A 19,115-nucleotide genomic window follows, 5' to 3' on the forward strand; every position below is an offset into this window, starting at 1 on the left:
GCCGAGTTCGCTCGCATTGGGGATCCCGAGGTGTCGCCGACACGGAAAACAACCCTCTTATCGGTCTCCCCAACCAGCACATCGTGGGCTTAACTTATGTCCCATGACCTCCCCCCGCTCCACCTATGGCGGCGGTTACTACTCCGCGCCGTCCTTCCCGGACACCCCGATCTACGACTCGCTCGTCGCCGAGCGGGGCACCCCCCAGATCGCCCCGATCCGGGTTCCCGCCGCCTACGACACGAGCAGCAGCTACCTGCCCGCGCTCCCGTCGGCACTCCCGGCCCTGCCGGCCGGACCTTCCCACCAGGTCCCCGCCTACGGCGGCTACCCGCAGGCCCAGCAGCCGTCCCCGCTGCAGCAGGCCCCCGCTCCGTACATCCCGCAGCAGGCCGGCGCCCCGCGCGGCTACCCGGGCCCCCAGCAGCAGCCCCAGCGCCCGATGGCGGCTTAAGCACCGGCTACGAGGCGATGCGCCCCGCCTCTCCCCGCCCCGCCCCGGCTCCGTACCAGGACCCGTACAACAACCAGCAGTACCGCGGCTACTGAGGCCTTAGGGCGGGATGGTCGGCGCCTACTGGCACGATGGCGTCATGGGGAACGCGGAGCTGCACTCGATCCACGTCCATCCGGTCAAGGCGTTCCGTGGCCAGGCGCCACGGGACGCCGTGGTGGAGCCCTGGGGACTGGCCGGGGACCGGCGCTGGGCGCTGATCGACGACGGGGGAAAGGTCGTCACCCAGCGCCAGCAGCCACGCCTGGCGCAGGCCGCCGCCGAGCTGGTGCCCGGCGGCGTTCGGCTGTCCGCTCCCGGCCGTGCGTCACTCAGCGTCCCGGTGCCGGATCCGACCACCGCGGACAGGGCCACACTGGACCTCTTCGGCGACAAGGTCGAGGCGGTCCTCGCCGGCGCCGCCGCGCATGTCTGGTGCAGCGAGTACCTGGGGTCCGAGACGCGCCTCGTCCACATGGACGACCCCGCCACCCGCAGGCCCGTGGACCCGGAGCACGGACGTCCGGGCGAGACCGTCAGCTTCGCGGACGGCTATCCGCTGCTGCTCACCACCCTCGCCTCGCTGGACGCGCTCAACTCCTTGATCGCCCAAGGTGACCGCGCCCACGAGGGCCCGCTCCCGATGAACCGATTCCGGCCGAACGTGGTGGTGGCGGGTACCACGGCCTGGGCCGAGGACGACTGGACCCGCGTCACCATCGGTGAGGTCGCCTTCCGGGTAGCCAAGATGTGCGGCCGCTGCGTCGTGACCACCACCGACCAGGACACCGCCGAGCGCGGCCGGGAACCCCTGCGCACGCTCGGGCGTCATCGCCGCTTCGGGTCCCAGCTGATCTTCGGACAGAACCTGGTGCCGGAGTCCACCGGCATCGTGCGCGTCGGCGATCCGGTCACGGTCGTCTCCTGACCGGCGCGATCGGTTTCCGGTCACCCTTCCGATCCTGTCGCGCCCGAGCCCCGCACGCGGGAACCCGAGCCCCGGGCACGGTCGTTGAGGCTGTGTGAGAAGTTCATGAGAGGACCGCGGGAGGGGTGATGTCACTCTCTCCTTCCCCGGTCCACGGGTGAACGGCTCCGCCGGGGGTCATCACGGACGCGGAGGGCGGAAGGGGGTGCGCGGTCATGCGCACAATCGGCGGGCTCTGGCGCTGGCGGCGCAATCCGCTGCGCCGCAGGACCGATCTGGCCGAGGCCTGGCTGGCGCTGCTGGCCCTCCTGCTGATCGCCGTCGTCGCTCCCCTGACCGGCGTGGCCGCCGGAGCCGCCGCCGAGCACGCCCTCCAGCAGTCCGTCCGGGACCAGCACAGGGCCCGGCACGAGGTGGTGGCCACCGTGGTCAGGAAGCTGACGCGCGCCCCGCTTGAGCCCGACCCCGAGGCCTCGTCGGCGCAGGACCCGCGCAGCCGCGTCCTCGCCGGCTGGAGGGCCCCGGACGGCTCCGCGCACCAAGGCAAGGTGATCACGGTGCTCAGGTCCCCGCACCGGGGCGACCATTTCCCGATCTGGACCGACCGGCACGGCCGACTGGTCGGCCGCCCCCTGGACACTGTCACCGCGACGACGCACGCGGTGCTGGCGGGGGTCGCCGCGGCCCTCATGACCGTGGTGCTGCTGGAGGCCGCACGGCGTCTGATCGTCTGGCGCATGGTCCTTGGCCGGTACGCCCGTTGGGATCAGGCATGGGACCGGGCGGGCCCGGACTGGGGCAGGACGGGCACCGGCAGCTGACCGCCTTCCCGCTCCGGTCAACCCACTGTCCCCGCGCACGCTACGGTGGGACGGCCGGACTGTTCGGCATCGTCGTGAGAAGCTGTTCTTGATCGCGACGGCGTTTCAGCACGGCCTCGCAGGACCCGCGTACGACGAGGTGGGGGCAGAACAGCGCCATGGCACAGGGCACGGTCCAGGTGACGCACACCGGCACCTCGCGGTGGCGGCGCCGCACGGGAGAGTACGCATCACTGGCCGCGGCCCTGGAAGCGGCCGCCGACGGCGACGTACTCACCGTCGCCCCCGGTACGTACCGGGAGAACCTCGTCGTCCAGCGCGCGGTGACACTGCGCGGCCCCGAGGGCTCGCCCGGCTCCGTGCGCATCGCGCCCGTGGACGGCGTGCCGTTGACCGTCCGTGCCTCCGCCGTCGTCCAGGACCTGCACGTGGAGGGCCAGGACTCGGCCGCGCCCGCGCTGCTCGTCGAGGAGGGCACCCCGGAGCTGCTGGACATGCGGATCGTCACCCGGTCCTCGGCCGGCATCGAGGTACGCGGTGGCGCACGTCCGACCGTGCGCCGCTGCACGGTCGACAATCCGGCCGGCGTCGGCATCGCCGTACTCGACGGCGGCGGCGGGGTGTTCGAGGAGTGCGAGATCGTCGCGGCCGGGCAGTCGGGCATCGCGGTACGCGGCGGCGGCCGCCCCCGCCTGGAGCGCTGCCGGGTGCACCACACCTCCGGCGCGGGCCTGTCGGCGACCGGTGAGAACTCCTCGCTGGAGGCGGTCGGTTGCGAGGTCTACGAGGTCAAGGGCTCCGGCGTGCAGATCACCGGGCGGGCCGCCGCCCACCTCACCGACTGCGATGTGCACCGTACGACCTCGGACGGCGTCACGCTGGACACGGACGCGGTGCTCACGCTCGCCGACTGCCGCATCCACGACATCCCGGAGAACGCGGTCGATCTGCGCTCCCGCTCGGTCCTCACCCTCACCCGCACCACCGTCCGCAAGTTCGGGCGCAACGGCCTGTCGGTGTGGGACCCGGGCACCCGTGTGGACGCCAACCAGTGCGAGATCTTCGACAGTACGGGCGACTACCCCGCGGTCTGGGTCAGCGACGGCGCCACCGCCGTACTGGAGTCGTGCCGGGTGCACGACGTGCCGGACGCCCTGTTCGTCCTCGACCGCGGTTCACGCGTGGACGTCGTCGACAGCGACCTCTCCCAAGTACGCAACACGGCCGTCTCGGTGAGCGACGGCGCCACCGCGCAGCTCGACGACTGCCGCATCCGCGACGCCGCGACGGGCGCCTGGTTCCGTGACCACGGAAGCGGCGGAACGCTGTCCGGCTGCACCGTCGACGGCACCCAGACCGGTGTCATCGTCACCAAGGGCGCCGACCCCACCATCGAGCGCTGCACGGTCGACTCCCCCGCGGAAGCGGGCTTCTACGTGTCGGCGGGCGGGCGCGGCAGCTTCCACCACTGCCGCGTGACGGGCAGCGGGGGCTACGGCTTCCATGTCATCGACGGCTGCCGCGCGACGCTGAAGAAGTGCCGTACGGAGCGGTGCGCGCGCGGCGGCTACGAGTTCGCCGACGGCGGCAACACCGCGGGCGGCGGCCCGGTCGTCGAGGACTGCACGAGCGACGAAAGCGCCGGAGCGCGGTCCCCGGCCCCCGAGACGGCCGTACAGACGTCCGGTCCGTCCGCCGGTCTGCTGGGCGCGATCCCGGGCCAGCGCACCACCGAGCAGGAGTCGCCCACCGGTTCCCCCCAGCCCGAGGAGCCCGCCCGCTCCTCCAAGGCCGTCCTCGGCGAACTCGACACGCTGGTGGGCCTGGAGAGCGTCAAGCGCGAGGTGCGGGCCCTCACCGACATGATCGAGGTGGGCCGCCGGCGTCAGGAGGCGGGTCTCAAGGCGGCCTCGGCGCGGCGCCATCTGGTCTTCACGGGCTCCCCCGGCACCGGCAAGACGACGGTCGCCCGGCTGTACGGCGAGATCCTCGCCTCGCTCGGTGTCCTGGAGAAGGGACATCTGGTCGAGGTGTCCCGCGTGGACCTGGTCGGCGAGCACATCGGCTCCACGGCGATCCGCACCCAGGAAGCCTTCGACCGCGCGCGTGGCGGTGTGCTCTTCATCGACGAGGCGTACGCGCTGTCGCCGGAGGACTCAGGACGCGACTTCGGCCGCGAGGCCATCGACACCCTCGTCAAGCTGATGGAGGACCACCGGGACGCGGTCGTCGTGATCGTCGCGGGCTACACGGCCGAGATGGAGCGCTTCCTCACGGTCAACCCCGGTGTGGCGTCCCGCTTCTCGCGGACCATCACCTTCAGCGACTACCTCCCCGAGGAACTCCTGCGGATCGTGGAGCAGCAGGCCGAGGAGCACGAGTACAGCCTCGGGCCCGGCGCGTCCGAGGCACTGCTCAAGTACTTCACGGCCATCCCCAAGGGACCCGCTTTCGGCAACGGCCGCACCGCGCGGCAGACCTTCGAGGCGATGGTCGAGCGGCACGCGGGCCGGGTCGCCCAGCTCGACGAACCGAACACGGACGATCTGACCCTGCTCTACGCGGACGATCTTCCGGAGCTGCCCTGAGCGTCGCCGTCGGGACGCGGGCCCGGCACCTCGTGCCGCAACCGCGCCAGCAGGCGTTCCCGCTCCTCCGCGAAGGCCGGATCCGACTGGTAGTCGGAGTGTCCGAGGATCGGAGCCGGCAGAGGGTGCTCCAGGGTGCGTCCGTAGACGAGCGGGTCCTCCAGGGGCGCGCGGTCGACCTGGGGACCGCAGTCCCCGGGCAGGCGTACGGGGCCGCCGATGGGGTCGGTGAGCCGGTACAGATTGCGCCAGCAGTCGACCTCGCGGTGCAGCGAGGCGAGGGCCGCCGGCCCGAAGTGGGCGGGGAACCAGCGCCCGTAGAGCCGTTCCAGCGGTGAGCCGTAGGTGAGCAGGGCGACCCGTCCGCGGACCGAGGGCTTCAGCTGCCAGGCCGCGGCGGCCGCCAGAACGCTGCCCTGGGAGTGCCCGGACAGCACGAGGCGTCCGCCGGTGGCGCGGGTCCAGGTGACCATGCGCCAGGTCAGGTCCGGCACGGCGCGCTCGGCGTAGCAGGGCGGCGCGAAGGGGTGGGCGGCGCGCGGCCAGAAGGTGCCGACGTCCCAGAGGATGCCGATGGTACGGCGGGCCGCGGGGTCCTTGTAGGCGCGCCGGCCGGAGGTGACGAGCAGTATGAAGCCGAGGCCGATCAGCCAGGATCCGAGGGACTGCGCGGTTTCGGCGGCGCCGTGTACGAAGGCGTACGACCCTCGCGCCGCCCGGGTCGGCGTGTCGCCGGTCGTCAGCGCGCCCACCAGGGCTCCGGAGGCCAGGAGCAACGTCACGAGCGAGGTGACCCCGACGACAAGGGGTGCCTGGTCGGTGAGGGCGGCCACGGCGCGGGTGCCGGCGATGCGGCGGGTGCGGGCGCCGTCCTTGGGCTCTCCCCGGTAGTCGCGATCCACCGCGCGCATCTCGCGGGCGCGCAGACGCCAGGTCCGCAGGGCGAGTCGGCCGCAGAGCCCGAGGAGCACGAGCAGCGCCGGCGGGATCACGGAAGCCTGCCAGGTCAGCAGGACGGGCGGACCCGGCAGCGAACCCTGGGTGCCGTCCAGCCAGTCGGCGACGCGTTGGGCGACTCCGCCGGACATCACACCGCCCAGCGCGCAGGCCAGCATCGCGACGGCGGGTCCGGCCAGACCGCGCATGGCCGTGCGCGTGCCGTCGGGGGTGTCCCCTGTTCGCGCGGCACCGACGCCCCGCGGGAGGGCGCGGTACAGGACGCGGGCCACCACACCGAGCGCGATGACGAGCAGGCCCTGCGCGAGGGCGAGGCCGCCGAAGACCACGTCGCCGGGAAGCCGGCCCGTCGACTGCCAGCCGGGCCGTGACCACCCGGCGTACAGCAGCGTGAGGACGAGCAGGACGATCGCGCCCAAGGGCAGCGCCCGCACGAGTGTCGCGTCCAGTTCCCGGTCGAGCCGGTGCTCGCTGCGGCCGCGGCGGCAGACCACCCACAGCACGACGAACGCGCCGACGGCGAGGGCCGTGTACAGCAACTGGCCCAGGAAACCGAGCAGGACGGGCCCTCCGGCCTCGCTGTCGAAGCGGGCCGCGGGGCCGCCGACCGCCGCGCCGACCGTCAGCAGACCCGCGGCGGTGTGCGCGGCACGCAGCCGGGCCACCAGGCGGCGCCCGTACCAGAAGCCGGGGCGGGCGAGCGCGGTGGGGTCGGTCTCCTCCTCGGGTTCGGCCGCGCGGGACACCGGCTGCTGGGACTCGTACGCGCTCCAGGTGCGGTGGGACAGGTACCACAGCAGGCAGGTCAGGGCCGTGGGCACCAGGCAGGCCAGGGCGAGGCGGCGGCCGGGCCGGCTCCACCAGCCGTCGTGGGACAGGTCCGGGGAGAGGAAGGCCAGCCAGGAGTGTTCCTCGGCGCACGCGCGCGTGCCCGCGCACTGCCAGGCGGCCAGGTCGAGGGCGACCTCGCACGCCGCGGCGACCAGCAGCACGGTCAGGGTGAGCCCGGTCAGCCGGACGAGCAGACCGTACAGCCGGACCGCGCCGCGGCGGCCACGGCCGGCGGGGCGCATCCAGTGCGCGAGGTTGACGACCATGAAGGGCAGCAGCAACAGCCACAGGGCACGGGTGCCGTTGCCGGAGGTGAGGTTGCACCACACATAGGCCTCGGGGACCGGTCTGCCGCGGTAGTCGTCGGGACGCCGCTCCGCGTCGGCGTCTTCGCGGCGACGGTGGACGGCCGCGACCTCGTCGCCGCTGATCCGCACCGTGCGCGGGTCGTCCAGCATCTCCTCGGGTGTGGTGCCGCCGACTCCGTGGACCAGGAGTTCGAGGGCGGTGTCGGCCGCTTCGGGCCGTTGTGCGGGGCCGGTGAGCTCTCCCGCCGAGGTCTGTTCCCGTGCGTGCTCCACAGTCTCTGTTCTTCCCCCGTGCCGCGTCCGTCACCTGTGTCATGGGCAGGCACAAGGATCTCGACCGGGGACCGCGCCCGCACCGATGGTCACGGAATCTCCCCGATATGTGTGACAGCACCGCGCAGGGAGAGGAACGGAGACCTCACAGGGAGTGGCGCGACTGTCGGTGCCCCGTGCGAGGATGGGTCGTCCTGCAGGCCTCGGAGAGGGAGAATGGCCACGTGGGAGTGGGTTCGGACGGAGTGTCGGGCAGGTCGGACGAAAGGACCGGAGCGGACGTGAGTGAGAATCAGAACCTCCTCGCGGAGCAGCGTCGAGCCCTGATCCTCGACGAGGTGAGGCGCCGGGGCGGCGTCAGGGTGAACGAACTGACGCGCAAGCTCGGGGTCTCCGACATGACGGTCCGCCGCGATCTCGACGCTCTCGCGCGCCAGGGCGTGGTGGAGAAGGTGCACGGCGGTGCGGTGCCGGTGGCCGAGGCGAGTACGCACGAGCCGGGTTTCGAGGCCAAGTCGGGCCTGGAGCTGACCGCCAAGGAGGACATCGCGCGGGCCGCCGCCGAGTTGGTCGCGCCGGGCACCGCGATCGCGCTCTCGGGCGGTACGACGACGTACGCGCTGGCCCATCGGCTCCTGGACGTGCCGGATCTGACCGTGGTCACCAACTCGGTGCGGGTGGCCGACGTGTTCCATGCCGCGCAGCGCGTCTCCGGTCAGCGGCAGGGCGCGGCCACGGTCGTCCTGACCGGCGGGGTGCGTACACCGTCCGACTCGCTCGTCGGTCCGGTGGCCGACCAGGCCATCGCCGCGCTCCACTTCGACGTGCTGTTCCTGGGGGTGCACGGGATATCCGTGGAGGCGGGCCTGTCCACACCGAACCTGGCGGAGGCGGAGACCAACCGGCGGCTGGTGCAGTCCGCACGGCGTGTCGTGGTGGTCGCCGACCACACCAAGTGGGGCACGGTGGGGCTGAGTTCGTTCGCCGCGCTGGAGCAGGTCGACACGCTGGTGACGGACGCCGGGCTGTCGGCCGAGGCACGCGCGGAGATCGCCGAACACCCGACACACCTCGTGGTGGCCGGTGAGCCGGCGGACGGTACAGACATCTGACGGGCCGCCAGCTAAGGTGGCGCTGCTCGTGCGGCGGTCGGCGGTACGGGTGCGCTCCGGTCCCTGGCCGCCCGCGCCCGGGACTCCGTTCCCATCAGGGGGGTTTCGTCCATGGCACGCCGTCTGCGCCCGGTGGGTCCCGAATTCGCCGGGACCGCTCCCCTGCGTCTGGTCTTCGCCCGCGAGATGACCGCTCCCCCCGGGGCCGTCTTCCGGGCTCTGGCCGAGGACGTGTCCGGCTGGAGCGAGTGGTTCTCGGCCGTGACGCTCGCCCGGCCGAGCGGGGACGGCACCGGGCGTGAGGTCCGGCTCCGTGGCGGCACCCGCTTCCAGGAGACCGTGCTCGTGTCCAGGGCCCCCGAGGTGTACGCGTACCGGGTGGACGTCACGAACGCGCCCGGCGCCCGTGCCCTGGTCGAGGAGTGGCGGCTGACGCCGGCCGGGAGGGGCACGCGGGTCCAGTGGACCTTCGCCGCCGACGGGACGGCTCCCTTCCGGGTGGCTCTGAAGGTGGGCCGGGCGGGCCTCGGCCGGGCCTTCCGGGACGCGGTCACGGCGCTGGACCGGCGGCTGGCGCCGGCACCCCCGTAAATCCGGCGTGTACGTCGCCTGTTGCGCGTTGCCCGTTGCGCGTTGCCCGTTGCCCGTTGCCCGTTGCCCGTTGCCCGTTGCCCGTTGCCCGTTGCCCGTTGCCCGTTGCGACGGTACGCCCGGCCCGCGTACGCGACGCGGGTTCAGTCGGGCCAGACGCCCGTCTTCAGGAGTGACGCGATGGCGGCCGTGTAGGGCGTGATGTCCAGGCCCTGGTCGGCCAGCCACGTGTCCGAGTAGTACTTGTCCAGATACCGGTCCCCCGGGTCGCACAGCAGGGTCACGACGCTGCCGTTGCGTCCCTCGGTCACCATCTCGGCGACGATCTTCAGCGCACTCCACAGGCCGGTGCCGGTCGAACCGCCCGCCTTGCGTCCGATGGCCTGTTCCAATGCCCGTACGGCCGCCACGGTCGCGGCGTCGGGTACCTTCATCATCCGGTCGATGGCGCCGGGTACGAAACTCGGTTCCATCCGGGGTCTGCCGATGCCCTCGATCCGCGAGCCGCAGTCGCAGGTGACGTCCGGATCGCCGGTGGTCCAGCCCTCGAAGAAGCACGAGTTCTCCGGGTCGGCGACGCAGATGCGGGTGTCGTACTGCATGTAGTGGACGTAGCGCGCGAGGGTCGCCGAGGTGCCGCCGGTGCCGGCCGTGGCGACGATCCACGCGGGCTCCGGGAAACGTTCCAACTCCAGCTGCCGGAAGATGGATTCGGCGATGTTGTTGTTCCCGCGCCAGTCCGTGGCACGTTCCGCGTAGGTGAACTGGTCCATGTAGTGGCCGCCGGTCTCGATCGCGAGGGCGGCGGACTCCTCGTACATCCTGCGGGAGTCGTCCACGAAGTGGCACTGGCCGCCGTGGAACTCGATCAGGCGGCACTTCTCGGCGCTCGTCGTGCGCGGCATCACCGCGATGAAGGGCACTCCGACGAGCTTCGCGAAGTACGCCTCGGAGACGGCCGTCGAGCCGCTGGACGCCTCGATCACGGGACGGCCCGGACGGATCCAGCCGTTGCACAGGCCGTAGAGGAAGAGCGAACGGGCGAGCCGGTGCTTGAGGCTCCCGGTGGGGTGGGTCGACTCGTCCTTCAGATACAGGTCGATGCCCCACGCCTCGGGCAGCGGGAAGCGCAGCAGGTGCGTGTCGGCCGAGCGGTTCGCGTCGGCGTGCACCTTGCGGACGGCCTCTTTGAGCCAGGTCCGGTACCGCGCGTCGCTGTGGTCGACGTCGAGGGTTTCGCCGGTCCGGATCTGCTGAGGGCTGCTCACGGCGGGGCTCCTTACGCATCGCGCCGACGCCGGTTCAGATGGTCGGACGCCCCGATCATAGACACCTTGCACACGCTTCTCACCTGCATAAACACGTCTTTGAGCGGCTCAAAGGCACCCCTGGGGCAGGATGTCCGAAGCGATGGGGGCGCACCCGGGCGAGTGCTCCCGTCCCCGCTGTCACCTCGTCGTGCGCACTGGTGCTCGCCGCTGCCTGCGGGCAGACTGCACCGCACGGGACGCTGCCCGCGTCCGACCGCACCGCACGGGACGACACTCCCGCACCGGGTGCGCACACCGGACCGCCGCCCGCGCGGGATCCGGGACAGGGCACAGCCGAGGCGCACAAGGGGGCGGGGCATCATGGCGGAGCCGGAGTTCACGGCCACGGGCGTGCGGATCGGGAAGAGGCTGCGCTCGCTCACCCGGGCCGGACAGGTCAGGATCAGCGACGGCAGGCTGGAGCTGCTCACCAGCTACGGCAGCGAGATCGACAGTGCCCCGGTGCAGGCGGTGCGGGCCTCACGGCCCTGGTTCGCGCCCGAGGACCGGGCGTTGGCGGACGTCAACGGCACGCGCTACTCGCTCACGCTCGGCGAGCACGATCCCGCGCCAGGAAAACCGGGTCCGCCTTCGGCTCGCCGGTTCATCGAGGCGGTACGCAGGGCGGCGGGGAGCAGCGGCTGACGTGGTGGCCGTGACGGGAGCCCCTTCGCTCCGGCCACGCGACGGCCCGGCGCGCGGGCCGTGTCCGCCGAACGTGCCGCGAGTTGCGGGACGGCACCCTCTGAGTCACGCTGTTCTCACATCACTCTGGGTTTACCGGCGATAACGCTGCGAACCAGCCGCCGGTCACCACAGCAGGCGGCTGCCCCACTCAGCCACTCTGCTGGATTCGATCTCCGCCTTCTTCCGGACCTCAATTCGGGGAGTCGCAGCCGTGATCAGCCAGCCGAACAGGCATTGCACGGTGGAGCTCCAAGCCCTGCCGTCGCGGATCGGCCAGGTCCGCAGAATCGTTTCTGCGCAATTGCGCTACTGGCATCTGGACCCCTTGATCGACCGGGCCGCGCTCGGCGTGACCGAACTGCTGACCAACGTTCACCTGCACGCCCAGCCGGACAAGGTGTGCACCGTGGAGATCGAGCTGCTGCTCGACCGGCTCACGGTCTCGGTGCACGACCACGACCCCCGCCTGCCCGAACTGCGGGACGCCGGCCCCACCGCCACCGGCGGGCGGGGCCTGGCGATGGTCGCCGCCGTCAGCGAGAGCTGGGGCGTGCGACCGGACGGGGAGTCGGGCAAGGTCGTGTGGTTCAGCCTTCCGGCGCCCTCGCCCGCGGTGGCGGCGCCCGTCCTCGCGCCGTACGACACGCTCCGCGAGCCCACCCTCCGGCACGCCGTCGACCCGTTGGACGGGCGCAGGACCGAACACGCTCCCGCCCGGTCGGCCGTTGTCGGCTGACCGGGCGGTGACCCTCTCCCCGCACGCCGCGGACTGGAGCGGGGGGCAGCACGGCCCCCGGCGGCTCACTCCGTGCCGATGGCCCGCAGCACGTCCAGGCGTGCCGCCCGTCGGGCCGGACGCAGGCCCGCGAGGGCTCCGGCCGCGAGGCCCACCAGCGCCACCACGACGAGTCGGGCGGGCGGGATCGCGAAGGCGAAGGCGCTGTCCGACGCGCCGTCGGAGGCCTTCACCAGGACCCAGCCGAGGAAGGCACCGAGGGCGAGGCCGCCCGCCGTGCCGAAGGCGGCGACGAGGACCGACTCCCAGCGGACCATGGCGCGCAGTTGCGCGCGGGTCTGACCGACCGCCCGCAACAGACCGAGTTCCCGGGTGCGTTCGTGGATCGCGAGGGTCAGGGTGTTGGCGATGCCGAGCAGGGCGATGAGCACCGCGAGCGCGAGCAGCGCGTAGACCAGGGTCAGCATCATGTCGATGCCGCCGGCCGAGGACCGTGCGTACTCGTCGCGGGTCTGCACCTCGGGGTCGCCGTACCGGGCGGCCACCCGCTTCACCGCGGCCTTGCCGTCGGCGGCGCCCACCCCGTCCCGGAAGGTGACGGCGACGAGCGTGTCGGCGTCCTGGGTGCGGTGCGGAGCCCATGCGGCGCGGGTGATGACGTAGTCGCCCGCGAGTTCCGAACGCCCGTACACCGCGCGGACGGTGAAATTCACCTGCTTGCCGTCGGTGAAGGCGAGCCGGGCGGTGTCACCGGTCCTGAGATGCTGCCTGACGGCCTCGCTCCTGGTGACGGCGATCCCGTCGGCACCGAGGTGGTCGAGCGAGCCGCGTACCGCGCCGAGATCGAAGACCCTGCCGAGCACCGCCGGATCGGTGACGGTCAGGGCGCGGCCCTTCCCGTCGACCTCGGCGACGCCACGGCCCAGCCCGACGGCGTACTTCACGGCGGGCTGCCGCGCGATCGCGGGGGCCAGCCCCGGGCTCAGCCCGCTGCCGCCCGCGCCGAACGACGGGGTGCTCACGGCCACGTCCCCGGCGAAGGACCGGGAGACCGTGCGGTCCATGGTGGCCTTCAACGAGGCGCCGAAGACCGTGAAGAGCGAGACGACGGCGACGCCGACCATCAGGGCGCTCGCGGTGGCCGCGGTCCGTCTGGGGCTGCGCAGCGCGTTGCGCCGGGCGAGTGAACCCGTGACGCCCCGCAACCGGTCGAGGGGGACGCCGATGACACGTACGGCCGTCGAGGACGCGACCGGGCCGAGGACCACGAAGGCGGCGAGCGCCAGTACGGCGCCGAGGCCCGCGAGCCACAGGGAGGGGCCGGCCAGTACGCCGGTCAGGGTGGCCCCCGCCGCGAGCACGGCAAGCGCCGCACCCACGGCGGCCCGTGCCCGTGAGGCCCCGGACCGGTCGACGGCCGTCTCGCGCAGCGCCGCCAGGGGCGCGGTGCGTCCGGCGCGTACGGCGGGCAGCAGCGCGGAGCCGAGACAGACCACCACGCCGACCGCGAGGGGCAGCAGCAGGGACAGCCCGCTGATCACCAGATCACCGGACGGGAAGGGGAAACCGATGGCCGGGAAGAGCGCCTGGAGTCCGGCCGCGATGCCGATACCGCCCCCGAGGCCGACGGCCGACGCGGTCACGGCGACGACGCTCGCCTCCGCCAGGGTCGAGACGGTCACCTGGCGGCGGGAGGCGCCGAGAGCACGCAACAGGGCGTTCTCGCGGGTGCGTTGGGCGACGACGATCGCGAAGGTGTTGTGGATGGAGAAGGTCGCGACGAGCAGGGCGACGCCGGAGAAGACGAGCAGGAAGGTGGTGAAGACGGTCAGGAACCGGCTGGAGATCATGTCGGTGTTCTCCCGCGCCGACGCCTGACCGGTGATCGCCTCGACACCCGCGGGCAGCTGCCGCGTCAGACCGGCCACGAGCTTCTCCTGGCCGACTCCGGGGGCCGCCCGTACCCGGATGCCCGCGGCCTCGCCGGGCTTCGCGGTGAGGTACTTCTCGGCGTCGGCCTGTGTCATGCCGGTGAAGGTCACCTGCGCCATGCCGTCCTCACCACCGAAGGTCGCGAGGCCCACGATCGTCACCCTCACGGGGTCGGGGGTGCGCAGCGTCGTGGTGTCGCCGATCCTCAGGCCGCCCTTCTTCGCGGCGCCTCGGTTGACCACCACCTCGCCGGACTTCGCGGGGGCGCGGCCTTCGGCGATCCGGTACGCGTTGAGCCCCGGGTCCTCGATCCAGTTGCCCGCGAGGGTGGGCGGGCCCTGGCCGCCGATGGGCTTGCCGTGCGCGTCGACGAGCTGGCCCGCGCCCTCGATGTCGGGCACGGCGGCGGCCACTCCGGGTGCCTTCTCGATCGTCCTCACCAGGGCGATGTCCACCGGCCGCCGGACGCCCTGGCTCTCGCCGGGCGTGGTGATGGTGTCGGCGCCGCGGACGACCGCGTCGGTGCCCTTGGCCGCGTTGCCGAACATGGTGTCGAAACTGGCCCGCAGGGTGTCGCCCATGACCAGCGTTCCGGTCAGGAAGGCGACGCCGAGGAACACCGCCACGAACGTACCGGCGAAGCGTCGTCCGTGGGCGCGCAGGGAGGCGACGCTGACGCGGAGCGAGGCGTTCACGCGGGCCCCCCCTTGGTGTCGAGGGCCTTCATGCGGTCCAGCACCTTGTCGGCGGTCGGGGACGCCAGCCGGTCCACGAGGCGGCCGTCCGCGAGGAAGACGACCTCGTCGGCGTGGGCCGCGGCCACCGGGTCGTGGGTGACCATGACGACCGTGCGGTTCATCCGGCGGACCGCGGTGCCCAGCAGGTCGAGGACCTCACCGCCGGCCCGCGAGTCGAGGTTCCCGGTGGGTTCGTCGGCGAAGACGACGTCGGGCCGACCGGCGAACGCCCGTGCCACGGCTACGCGTTGCTGCTGCCCGCCGGAGAGCTCGGAGGGGCGGTGGTGGAGCCGGTCGCGCAGGCCCACCACGTCGATGAGTCCGTCGATCCAATCGGGGGACCCCTTGGCCCCGGCGAGGTCCAGGGGCAGCGTGATGTTCTCCGCGACGGTGAGCGTCGGGACCAGGTTGAACGCCTGGAAGACGAAGCCCACGTGATCGCGGCGCAGCAGGGTGAGGCGCCGGTCGTCGAGCGTGCTCAACTCGGTGTCCCCGATGAAGGCGGTGCCGGCGGAGAGCGTGTCCAGGCCCGCCGCGCAGTGCATCAGGGTGGACTTGCCGGAGCCCGAGGGCCCCATGATCGCGGTGAAGCGGCCGGCCGGAAAGCCGACGCTCACCCCGTCGAGGGCCCGTACGGCGGTGTCGCCGCTGCCGTACACCTTCACGGCGTCGGTGACGCCCGCGGCCGGACGTGTCGCGGTCACCGTGCTCATGCCGCTCCGCCCTTGCCCGTGAGCCCGAACTGCTCGTCGAGCACGGAGAGCCGGCGCCAGTACTCGTCCTCATCGATCTCGCCGGACGCGAAGCGGCGGCCGAGCACGGCGACCGGCGAGTCGCCGGTCACCCGGGGGGCCGCGGCCGGACCGAGGTCGCCCCGCGCGCGCCACGGTCCGCGGTCACCGCGCCAGGCCGTACGGCGAAGGACGGTCACCACACCGATGACGGCGGCCGCCCACACCAGGGGAAGGAAGAGGATCCACGGCCCGGGGCCGCCGTCCCAGTTCGCCAGGGTCTGCATCTCGGGTCATCTCCTCGTCGGGGTCCGATGTGTCGCCTCGAGAGTCGCTCCTAAAGGGCCCCCGGGTCGTCGTACGGCCAGCGGCAGTTCGCGTACCTCCGCGGGAGTACGCGGGGCGGCCTCGGCTGCTTCCGCCGGTCCGGCCCGGGGCTTCCTCCTCGCCCGTCCAGGGTCTGTACCTACTGGTATGTACTTCTGTACTTACTGGTATGTACAGTGACGTCATGAGCACTCAGGAGCGGCTGATCGAGGCGACGCGCGAGCTGTTGTGGGACCGGGGTTACGTGGGCACCAGCCCGAAGGCGATCCAGCAGCACGCGGGCGCCGGACAGGGCAGCATGTACCACCACTTCACGGGCAAGCCCGACCTCGCCCTGGCCGCCATCCGCCGCACCGCCGAGGAGTTGTGGGCCGGCGCCGAGGAGGTACTGAGCGCACCCGGCTCACCGTACGAGCGCATCGAGGCGTATCTGCGGCGCGAACGCGACGTCCTGCGCGGCTGTCCGGTCGGACGGCTGACGATGGACCCGGACGTGATCGCCAGCGACGAGCTGCGCGCTCCTGTCGACGAGACTCTCGACCGGCTGCGCGAATGTCTGGCCGGCATCGTCGAAGAGGGCAAGGAGCAGGGGCAGTTCGCACCCTCGCTGGACGGCGAGGAGATCGCCGCGACGATCCTCGCGACCGTCCAGGGCGGCTATGTGCTGGCGCGCGCCTCCGGTTCACCCGCCGCCTTCGACTCGGGCGTCCGCGGTCTGCTCGCCCTGCTGACGCCGGGCTCCTCCGGCCGGTGAGACACCCGGCCAGGACCGACACCTCACGCACGGCGAAGGCCTGCGGAGACCCCACGCACGGCGAAGGCCTGCACAGGCCTCACACACGGCACCGCCTGCGCGGACCAGCGGACACATGACCCACGCGGAGCCCGCAATGCCCACTGAGCCCGATGAGCCCGCAGAGCCCTTCCGGAGGCGCCCGATGCACGCCCTGCAGTACGAGCTCACCTTCCCCGCCGACTACGACATGGGGATCATCCGTGCCCGCGTCTCCCGGATCGGGCACCTGCTCGACGGCTGGGAGGGGCTCGGCTTCAAGACGTATCTGATGCGCGAGCGCGGGGTGCACGGGTCGCCGGTCAACCAGTACGCGCCGTTCTACCTGTGGAACACCGTCGAGGGCATGAACTCCTTCCTCTGGGGCGGCGCCTTCCAGGGGCTCGTCGACGACTTCGGGAGGCCGGAGGTACAGCACTGGACGGGCCTCGCGTACGAGGAGGGCGCCGCCGCCGGTGCCCCGGCGCGGGTCGCGGTGCGGCGCCGGCGGCCCGTGCCGGAGGGAGCGGAGCTGTCCGAGGTGATGGCGGACGCGGCGGCCGAGGCCGGGCGGCTGGCCGGTCTCGACGGCGCGGTGTGCGCGGCCGCCGCCGTCGACCCACGTCATTGGGAGGTGGTGCACTTCTCGCTCTGGGACCACGACTCGCCCGAGGCATCGGGCGAGGTGTTCCAGGTGCTGCACGTGTCGGCGCCCGAGCGCGACCTGCTGCCCCGGGGCCACCAGTGGTGAACACGGTCCGTACGGTCCTCGGTGACGTGCCGCCCGGGGAACTCGGTGTGTGCGACGCGCACGACCACCTCTTCTTCGGCAGCCCCCTGCTTCCCGGCCAGGAACTGCGCGACGCGTCCGCCGCACGGGCCGAGTTGGAGGCGTTCCGCGAGTGGGGCGGCCGCAGCGTGGTGCAGTGGACGCCGTACGGGCTGGGCCGGCGCGCCGCCGACCTGCCGCTGCTCTCCCGTGCCACCGGTGTCCACGTGGTCGCCGCGACGGGACTGCACCAAGCGGCCCACTACGCGCCGGAGCTGCCGGCCGAACTCCGCGGCAGACCGGCCGAGGTGTTCGTGACCGAGCTGACGGAGGGCATCGGCGCCTCCGGGGTCCGGGCCGGGATCATCAAGGTCGCGGGCGGCTTCCACGGCCTGGACGCGCACGCCCGCTGGACGATGACCGCCGCGGCCGAGGCCCACCGGGCCACGGGGGCACCGGGCCACGGGGGCACCGATCGCCGTACACCTGGAACTGGGCACGGCCGGCCTCGACGTACTCGACCTGCTGTGCGGTGAGTTGGACGTTCCCCCGCACCGGGTGATCCTGGGCCACCTGAACCGTTCGCCGGACTTCGTGGTGCACCGTCAGGCCGCCGAGTCCGGCGCGTACCTGGCCTTCGACGGCCCTTCCCGGGCCAACCACGCCACCGACTGGCGCATGCCCGACGCCCTCCGGGCGCTCGCCGACGCGGGATTCGGGGACCGCCTGCTGCTGGGGGGCGACACGACCACCGCTGGGGCGCGCTCGGTCAACGGCGGTCCGGGGCTGCCGTATCTGCTGCGCCGCGTCCGGCCGAGACTCGAACTCGCCCTGGGCAGCGAGCTGGTGGAACGCATCCTCATCGAGAACCCCGGGCGCGCCTTCGCCGTGGAGTGGCGTCGGGGGTGAACCGGCGGCGCGGCAGGGCTGCGCAGGCGTGGACCGGTACCGCCTCGGGTCGTCTCAGGCGGGAGCCAGCGCCGAGGGCGGATCGTCCAGCACCGGCTGCCACGCCAACTCGGCGGCTCCCACCAGGCTGTTGTGGTCCAGTGTGCAGGCGAGGATCGGGACGCCGCCGCTCTGCCCCCACAGGCTGCGGTCGGCGACGACGGCGCGCAGTCGGTCCGGGTCGGCGTCGAGGAGGGTGCGGTGCAGCCCGCCGAGGATGATCCGGTCGGGATTGAGGATGTTGACCAGCCCCGCGAGTCCGAGGCCCAGCCGGTCGATCAGCGCCTCGGTGGCCGTGCGTACGGAGAGGTCGGTGTAGTGGTTGCGGATGAGGTCGTTGGACTCCTCGAGCAGTGACACCTCGGGGCCCGGGTCGCGGCCCGCCGCCGTGAGGAACGCCAGCGGGTCGGCCTCGACGTCCAGACAGCCGCGGCTGCCGCAGTGGCAGGGGCGGCCCTCGGGGTTGACGGTGAGATGTCCGACTTCGAGGGCGAGGCCCGAACTGCCGGTGTGCAGGCGGCCGTCGAGCACCAGCGCGCCACCGACGCCCCGGTGCCCGGTGGCGACGCAGAGCAGGTCGCGGGAGCCGCGGCCTGATCCGTGCCGGTGCTCGGCGAGGGCGGCGAGGTTGACGTCGTTGGCCGCGAAGGCCGGCCCCTGGATGCCCGCCGCGCGCACCCGCTCGGCGAAGATCTGACGTACCGGGGCGCCCGCGGGCCAGGCCAGGTGCAGCGGGTTGAGGGCGAGTCCGCCCGGTTCGGCGACCGCCGACGGCACGGCCAGTCCGGCGCCCACGCAGCGCCGTCCGGTCGCGCGCAGCAGTTCGGCGCCCGCCTCGACGACGGAGCCGAGCACCTTCGCCGGATCGGCGTCGACGGTCTCGCAGCCCGGCGCGGTGGCGACGATCCGGCCGCCGAGACCGACCAGCGCGGCCCGGAAGCCGTCGGCGTGCACCTGCGCGGCGAGCGCGACCGGCCCGTCCTCGGCGACTTCGAGACGGTGCGAGGGCCGCCCCTGCGAACCGGCCGCCGCCCCGGGACGCGCGTCGACCCGGATCAGCCCCAGCGCCTCCAGCTCCGCGGCCACCGCGCCCGCGGTCGCCCGGGTCACCCCCAGCTCGGCGGTGAGCACGGCACGCGTCGGCGCACGTCCGGTGTGCACGAGCTCGAGCGCCGGCCCGAGCGCGCCACGCCCCCGGTCCAGCCGCGTCCGCGTGTTCCCTTCCCCCGCCACCCGGGGGCCCGCCTTGCCGTTCATGAGGGCG

The 19,115-nt window shown here is 72.8% G+C and carries 15 protein-coding genes and 2 pseudogenes; 11 read left to right on the top strand and 6 right to left on the bottom strand.

Annotated features, from left to right (window positions below; all coding sequences use genetic code 11):
- Window positions 1-103 precede the first annotated feature (103 nt).
- The 4 genes and pseudogenes from HEP85_RS05335 (at window position 104) to HEP85_RS05350 (ending at window position 4,830) form a co-directional block, all read left to right on the top strand.
- Window positions 104-549 (top strand): annotated as a pseudogene (locus tag HEP85_RS05335) (DUF6643 family protein).
- Window positions 550-593: 44 nt separating this feature from the next.
- Window positions 594-1,421: an MOSC domain-containing protein gene (locus HEP85_RS05340; RefSeq protein WP_168526637.1), complete on the top strand. Its 828-nt coding sequence runs from the start codon at window positions 594-596 to the stop codon at window positions 1,419-1,421.
- Window positions 1,422-1,636: 215 nt separating this feature from the next.
- Entirely contained in the window at window positions 1,637-2,242 is a 606-nt protein-coding gene (locus HEP85_RS05345) for a hypothetical protein (protein WP_168526639.1), read from the top strand.
- Window positions 2,243-2,400: 158 nt separating this feature from the next.
- On the top strand, window positions 2,401-4,830 hold the full coding sequence (locus tag HEP85_RS05350; RefSeq protein ID WP_168526641.1) for a right-handed parallel beta-helix repeat-containing protein: 2,430 nt from the start codon (window positions 2,401-2,403) through the stop codon (window positions 4,828-4,830).
- On the opposite strand, the gene HEP85_RS05355 is transcribed toward HEP85_RS05350, so the two are convergent.
- Window positions 4,800-7,076 carry a hypothetical protein gene (locus tag HEP85_RS05355; protein WP_369658108.1) on the bottom strand — a complete coding sequence of 759 codons (2,277 nt, stop codon included), beginning with the start codon at window positions 7,074-7,076 and terminating at the stop codon, window positions 4,800-4,802. The two genes, HEP85_RS05350 and HEP85_RS05355, sit on opposite strands and share 31 nt — an antisense overlap.
- Before the next feature lie 404 nt (window positions 7,077-7,480).
- Here HEP85_RS05355 and HEP85_RS05360 point away from each other — a divergent pair, with 404 nt between their 5' ends.
- On the top strand, window positions 7,481-8,311 hold the full coding sequence (locus HEP85_RS05360) for a DeoR/GlpR family DNA-binding transcription regulator (protein WP_168526645.1): 831 nt from the start codon (window positions 7,481-7,483) through the stop codon (window positions 8,309-8,311).
- 111 nt (window positions 8,312-8,422) lie between these two features.
- Window positions 8,423-8,902 carry an SRPBCC family protein gene (locus HEP85_RS05365; protein ID WP_168526647.1) on the top strand — a complete coding sequence of 160 codons (480 nt, stop codon included), beginning with the start codon at window positions 8,423-8,425 and terminating at the stop codon, window positions 8,900-8,902.
- A 143-nt stretch (window positions 8,903-9,045) separates the two neighbouring features.
- Here HEP85_RS05365 and HEP85_RS05370 read toward each other — a convergent pair whose 3' ends face one another.
- Window positions 9,046-10,170 carry a PLP-dependent cysteine synthase family protein gene (locus HEP85_RS05370; RefSeq protein ID WP_168526649.1) on the bottom strand — a complete coding sequence of 375 codons (1,125 nt, stop codon included), beginning with the start codon at window positions 10,168-10,170 and terminating at the stop codon, window positions 9,046-9,048.
- A 363-nt stretch (window positions 10,171-10,533) separates the two neighbouring features.
- On the opposite strand from HEP85_RS05370, the gene HEP85_RS05375 reads away from it, so the two are divergent.
- Both HEP85_RS05375 and HEP85_RS05380 read left to right on the top strand, forming a co-directional pair.
- Entirely contained in the window at window positions 10,534-10,857 is a 324-nt protein-coding gene (locus tag HEP85_RS05375) for a hypothetical protein (protein WP_168526651.1), read from the top strand.
- A 253-nt stretch (window positions 10,858-11,110) separates the two neighbouring features.
- Window positions 11,111-11,635 (top strand): ATP-binding protein, encoded by a 525-nt coding sequence (locus HEP85_RS05380; RefSeq protein ID WP_168526653.1) that lies wholly within the window; start codon window positions 11,111-11,113, stop codon window positions 11,633-11,635.
- 65 nt (window positions 11,636-11,700) lie between these two features.
- Here HEP85_RS05380 and HEP85_RS05385 read toward each other — a convergent pair whose 3' ends face one another.
- Genes HEP85_RS05385 through HEP85_RS05395 form a run of 3 tightly spaced genes read right to left on the bottom strand, consistent with a single transcriptional unit; the run spans window position 11,701 to window position 15,322 of the window.
- The gene (locus tag HEP85_RS05385) at window positions 11,701-14,262 is read right to left on the bottom strand and encodes an ABC transporter permease (RefSeq protein WP_369657609.1); all 2,562 of its coding nucleotides are present in this window, start codon (window positions 14,260-14,262) and stop codon (window positions 11,701-11,703) included.
- A complete protein-coding gene (locus HEP85_RS05390; RefSeq protein WP_168526655.1) occupies window positions 14,259-15,017 on the bottom strand; it encodes an ABC transporter ATP-binding protein in 759 nt (252 codons plus the stop codon). The genes HEP85_RS05385 and HEP85_RS05390 overlap by 4 nt, the downstream gene beginning before the upstream one ends.
- Window positions 15,014-15,322, bottom strand: a complete 309-nt coding sequence (locus HEP85_RS05395) for an SHOCT domain-containing protein (RefSeq protein WP_168526657.1) — start codon at window positions 15,320-15,322, stop codon at window positions 15,014-15,016. The genes HEP85_RS05390 and HEP85_RS05395 overlap by 4 nt, the downstream gene beginning before the upstream one ends.
- 224 nt (window positions 15,323-15,546) lie before the next feature.
- Here HEP85_RS05395 and HEP85_RS05400 point away from each other — a divergent pair, with 224 nt between their 5' ends.
- The 3 genes and pseudogenes from HEP85_RS05400 to HEP85_RS05410 all read left to right on the top strand — a co-directional run bounded on the left by HEP85_RS05400 (window position 15,547) and on the right by HEP85_RS05410 (window position 17,812).
- Entirely contained in the window at window positions 15,547-16,116 is a 570-nt protein-coding gene (locus HEP85_RS05400) for a TetR/AcrR family transcriptional regulator (protein WP_248001845.1), read from the top strand.
- Window positions 16,117-16,300: 184 nt separating this feature from the next.
- Complete coding sequence (locus HEP85_RS05405) at window positions 16,301-16,885, top strand: DUF4865 family protein (RefSeq protein ID WP_168526661.1); 585 nt, start codon at window positions 16,301-16,303, stop codon at window positions 16,883-16,885.
- A pseudogene (locus HEP85_RS05410) lies at window positions 16,882-17,812 on the top strand (phosphotriesterase). The gene HEP85_RS05405 and the pseudogene HEP85_RS05410 overlap by 4 nt, the downstream one beginning before the upstream one ends.
- A gap of 54 nt (window positions 17,813-17,866) precedes the next feature.
- Here HEP85_RS05410 and HEP85_RS05415 read toward each other — a convergent pair.
- Complete coding sequence (locus tag HEP85_RS05415) at window positions 17,867-19,108, bottom strand: ROK family protein (RefSeq protein ID WP_329285589.1); 1,242 nt, start codon at window positions 19,106-19,108, stop codon at window positions 17,867-17,869.
- Window positions 19,109-19,115: the final 7 nt, after the last annotated feature.

Origin of the sequence: Streptomyces sp. RPA4-2, from assembly GCF_012273515.2 — a bacterium.
GTDB classification, from domain to species: Bacteria; Actinomycetota; Actinomycetes; order Streptomycetales; family Streptomycetaceae; genus Streptomyces; species Streptomyces kaempferi.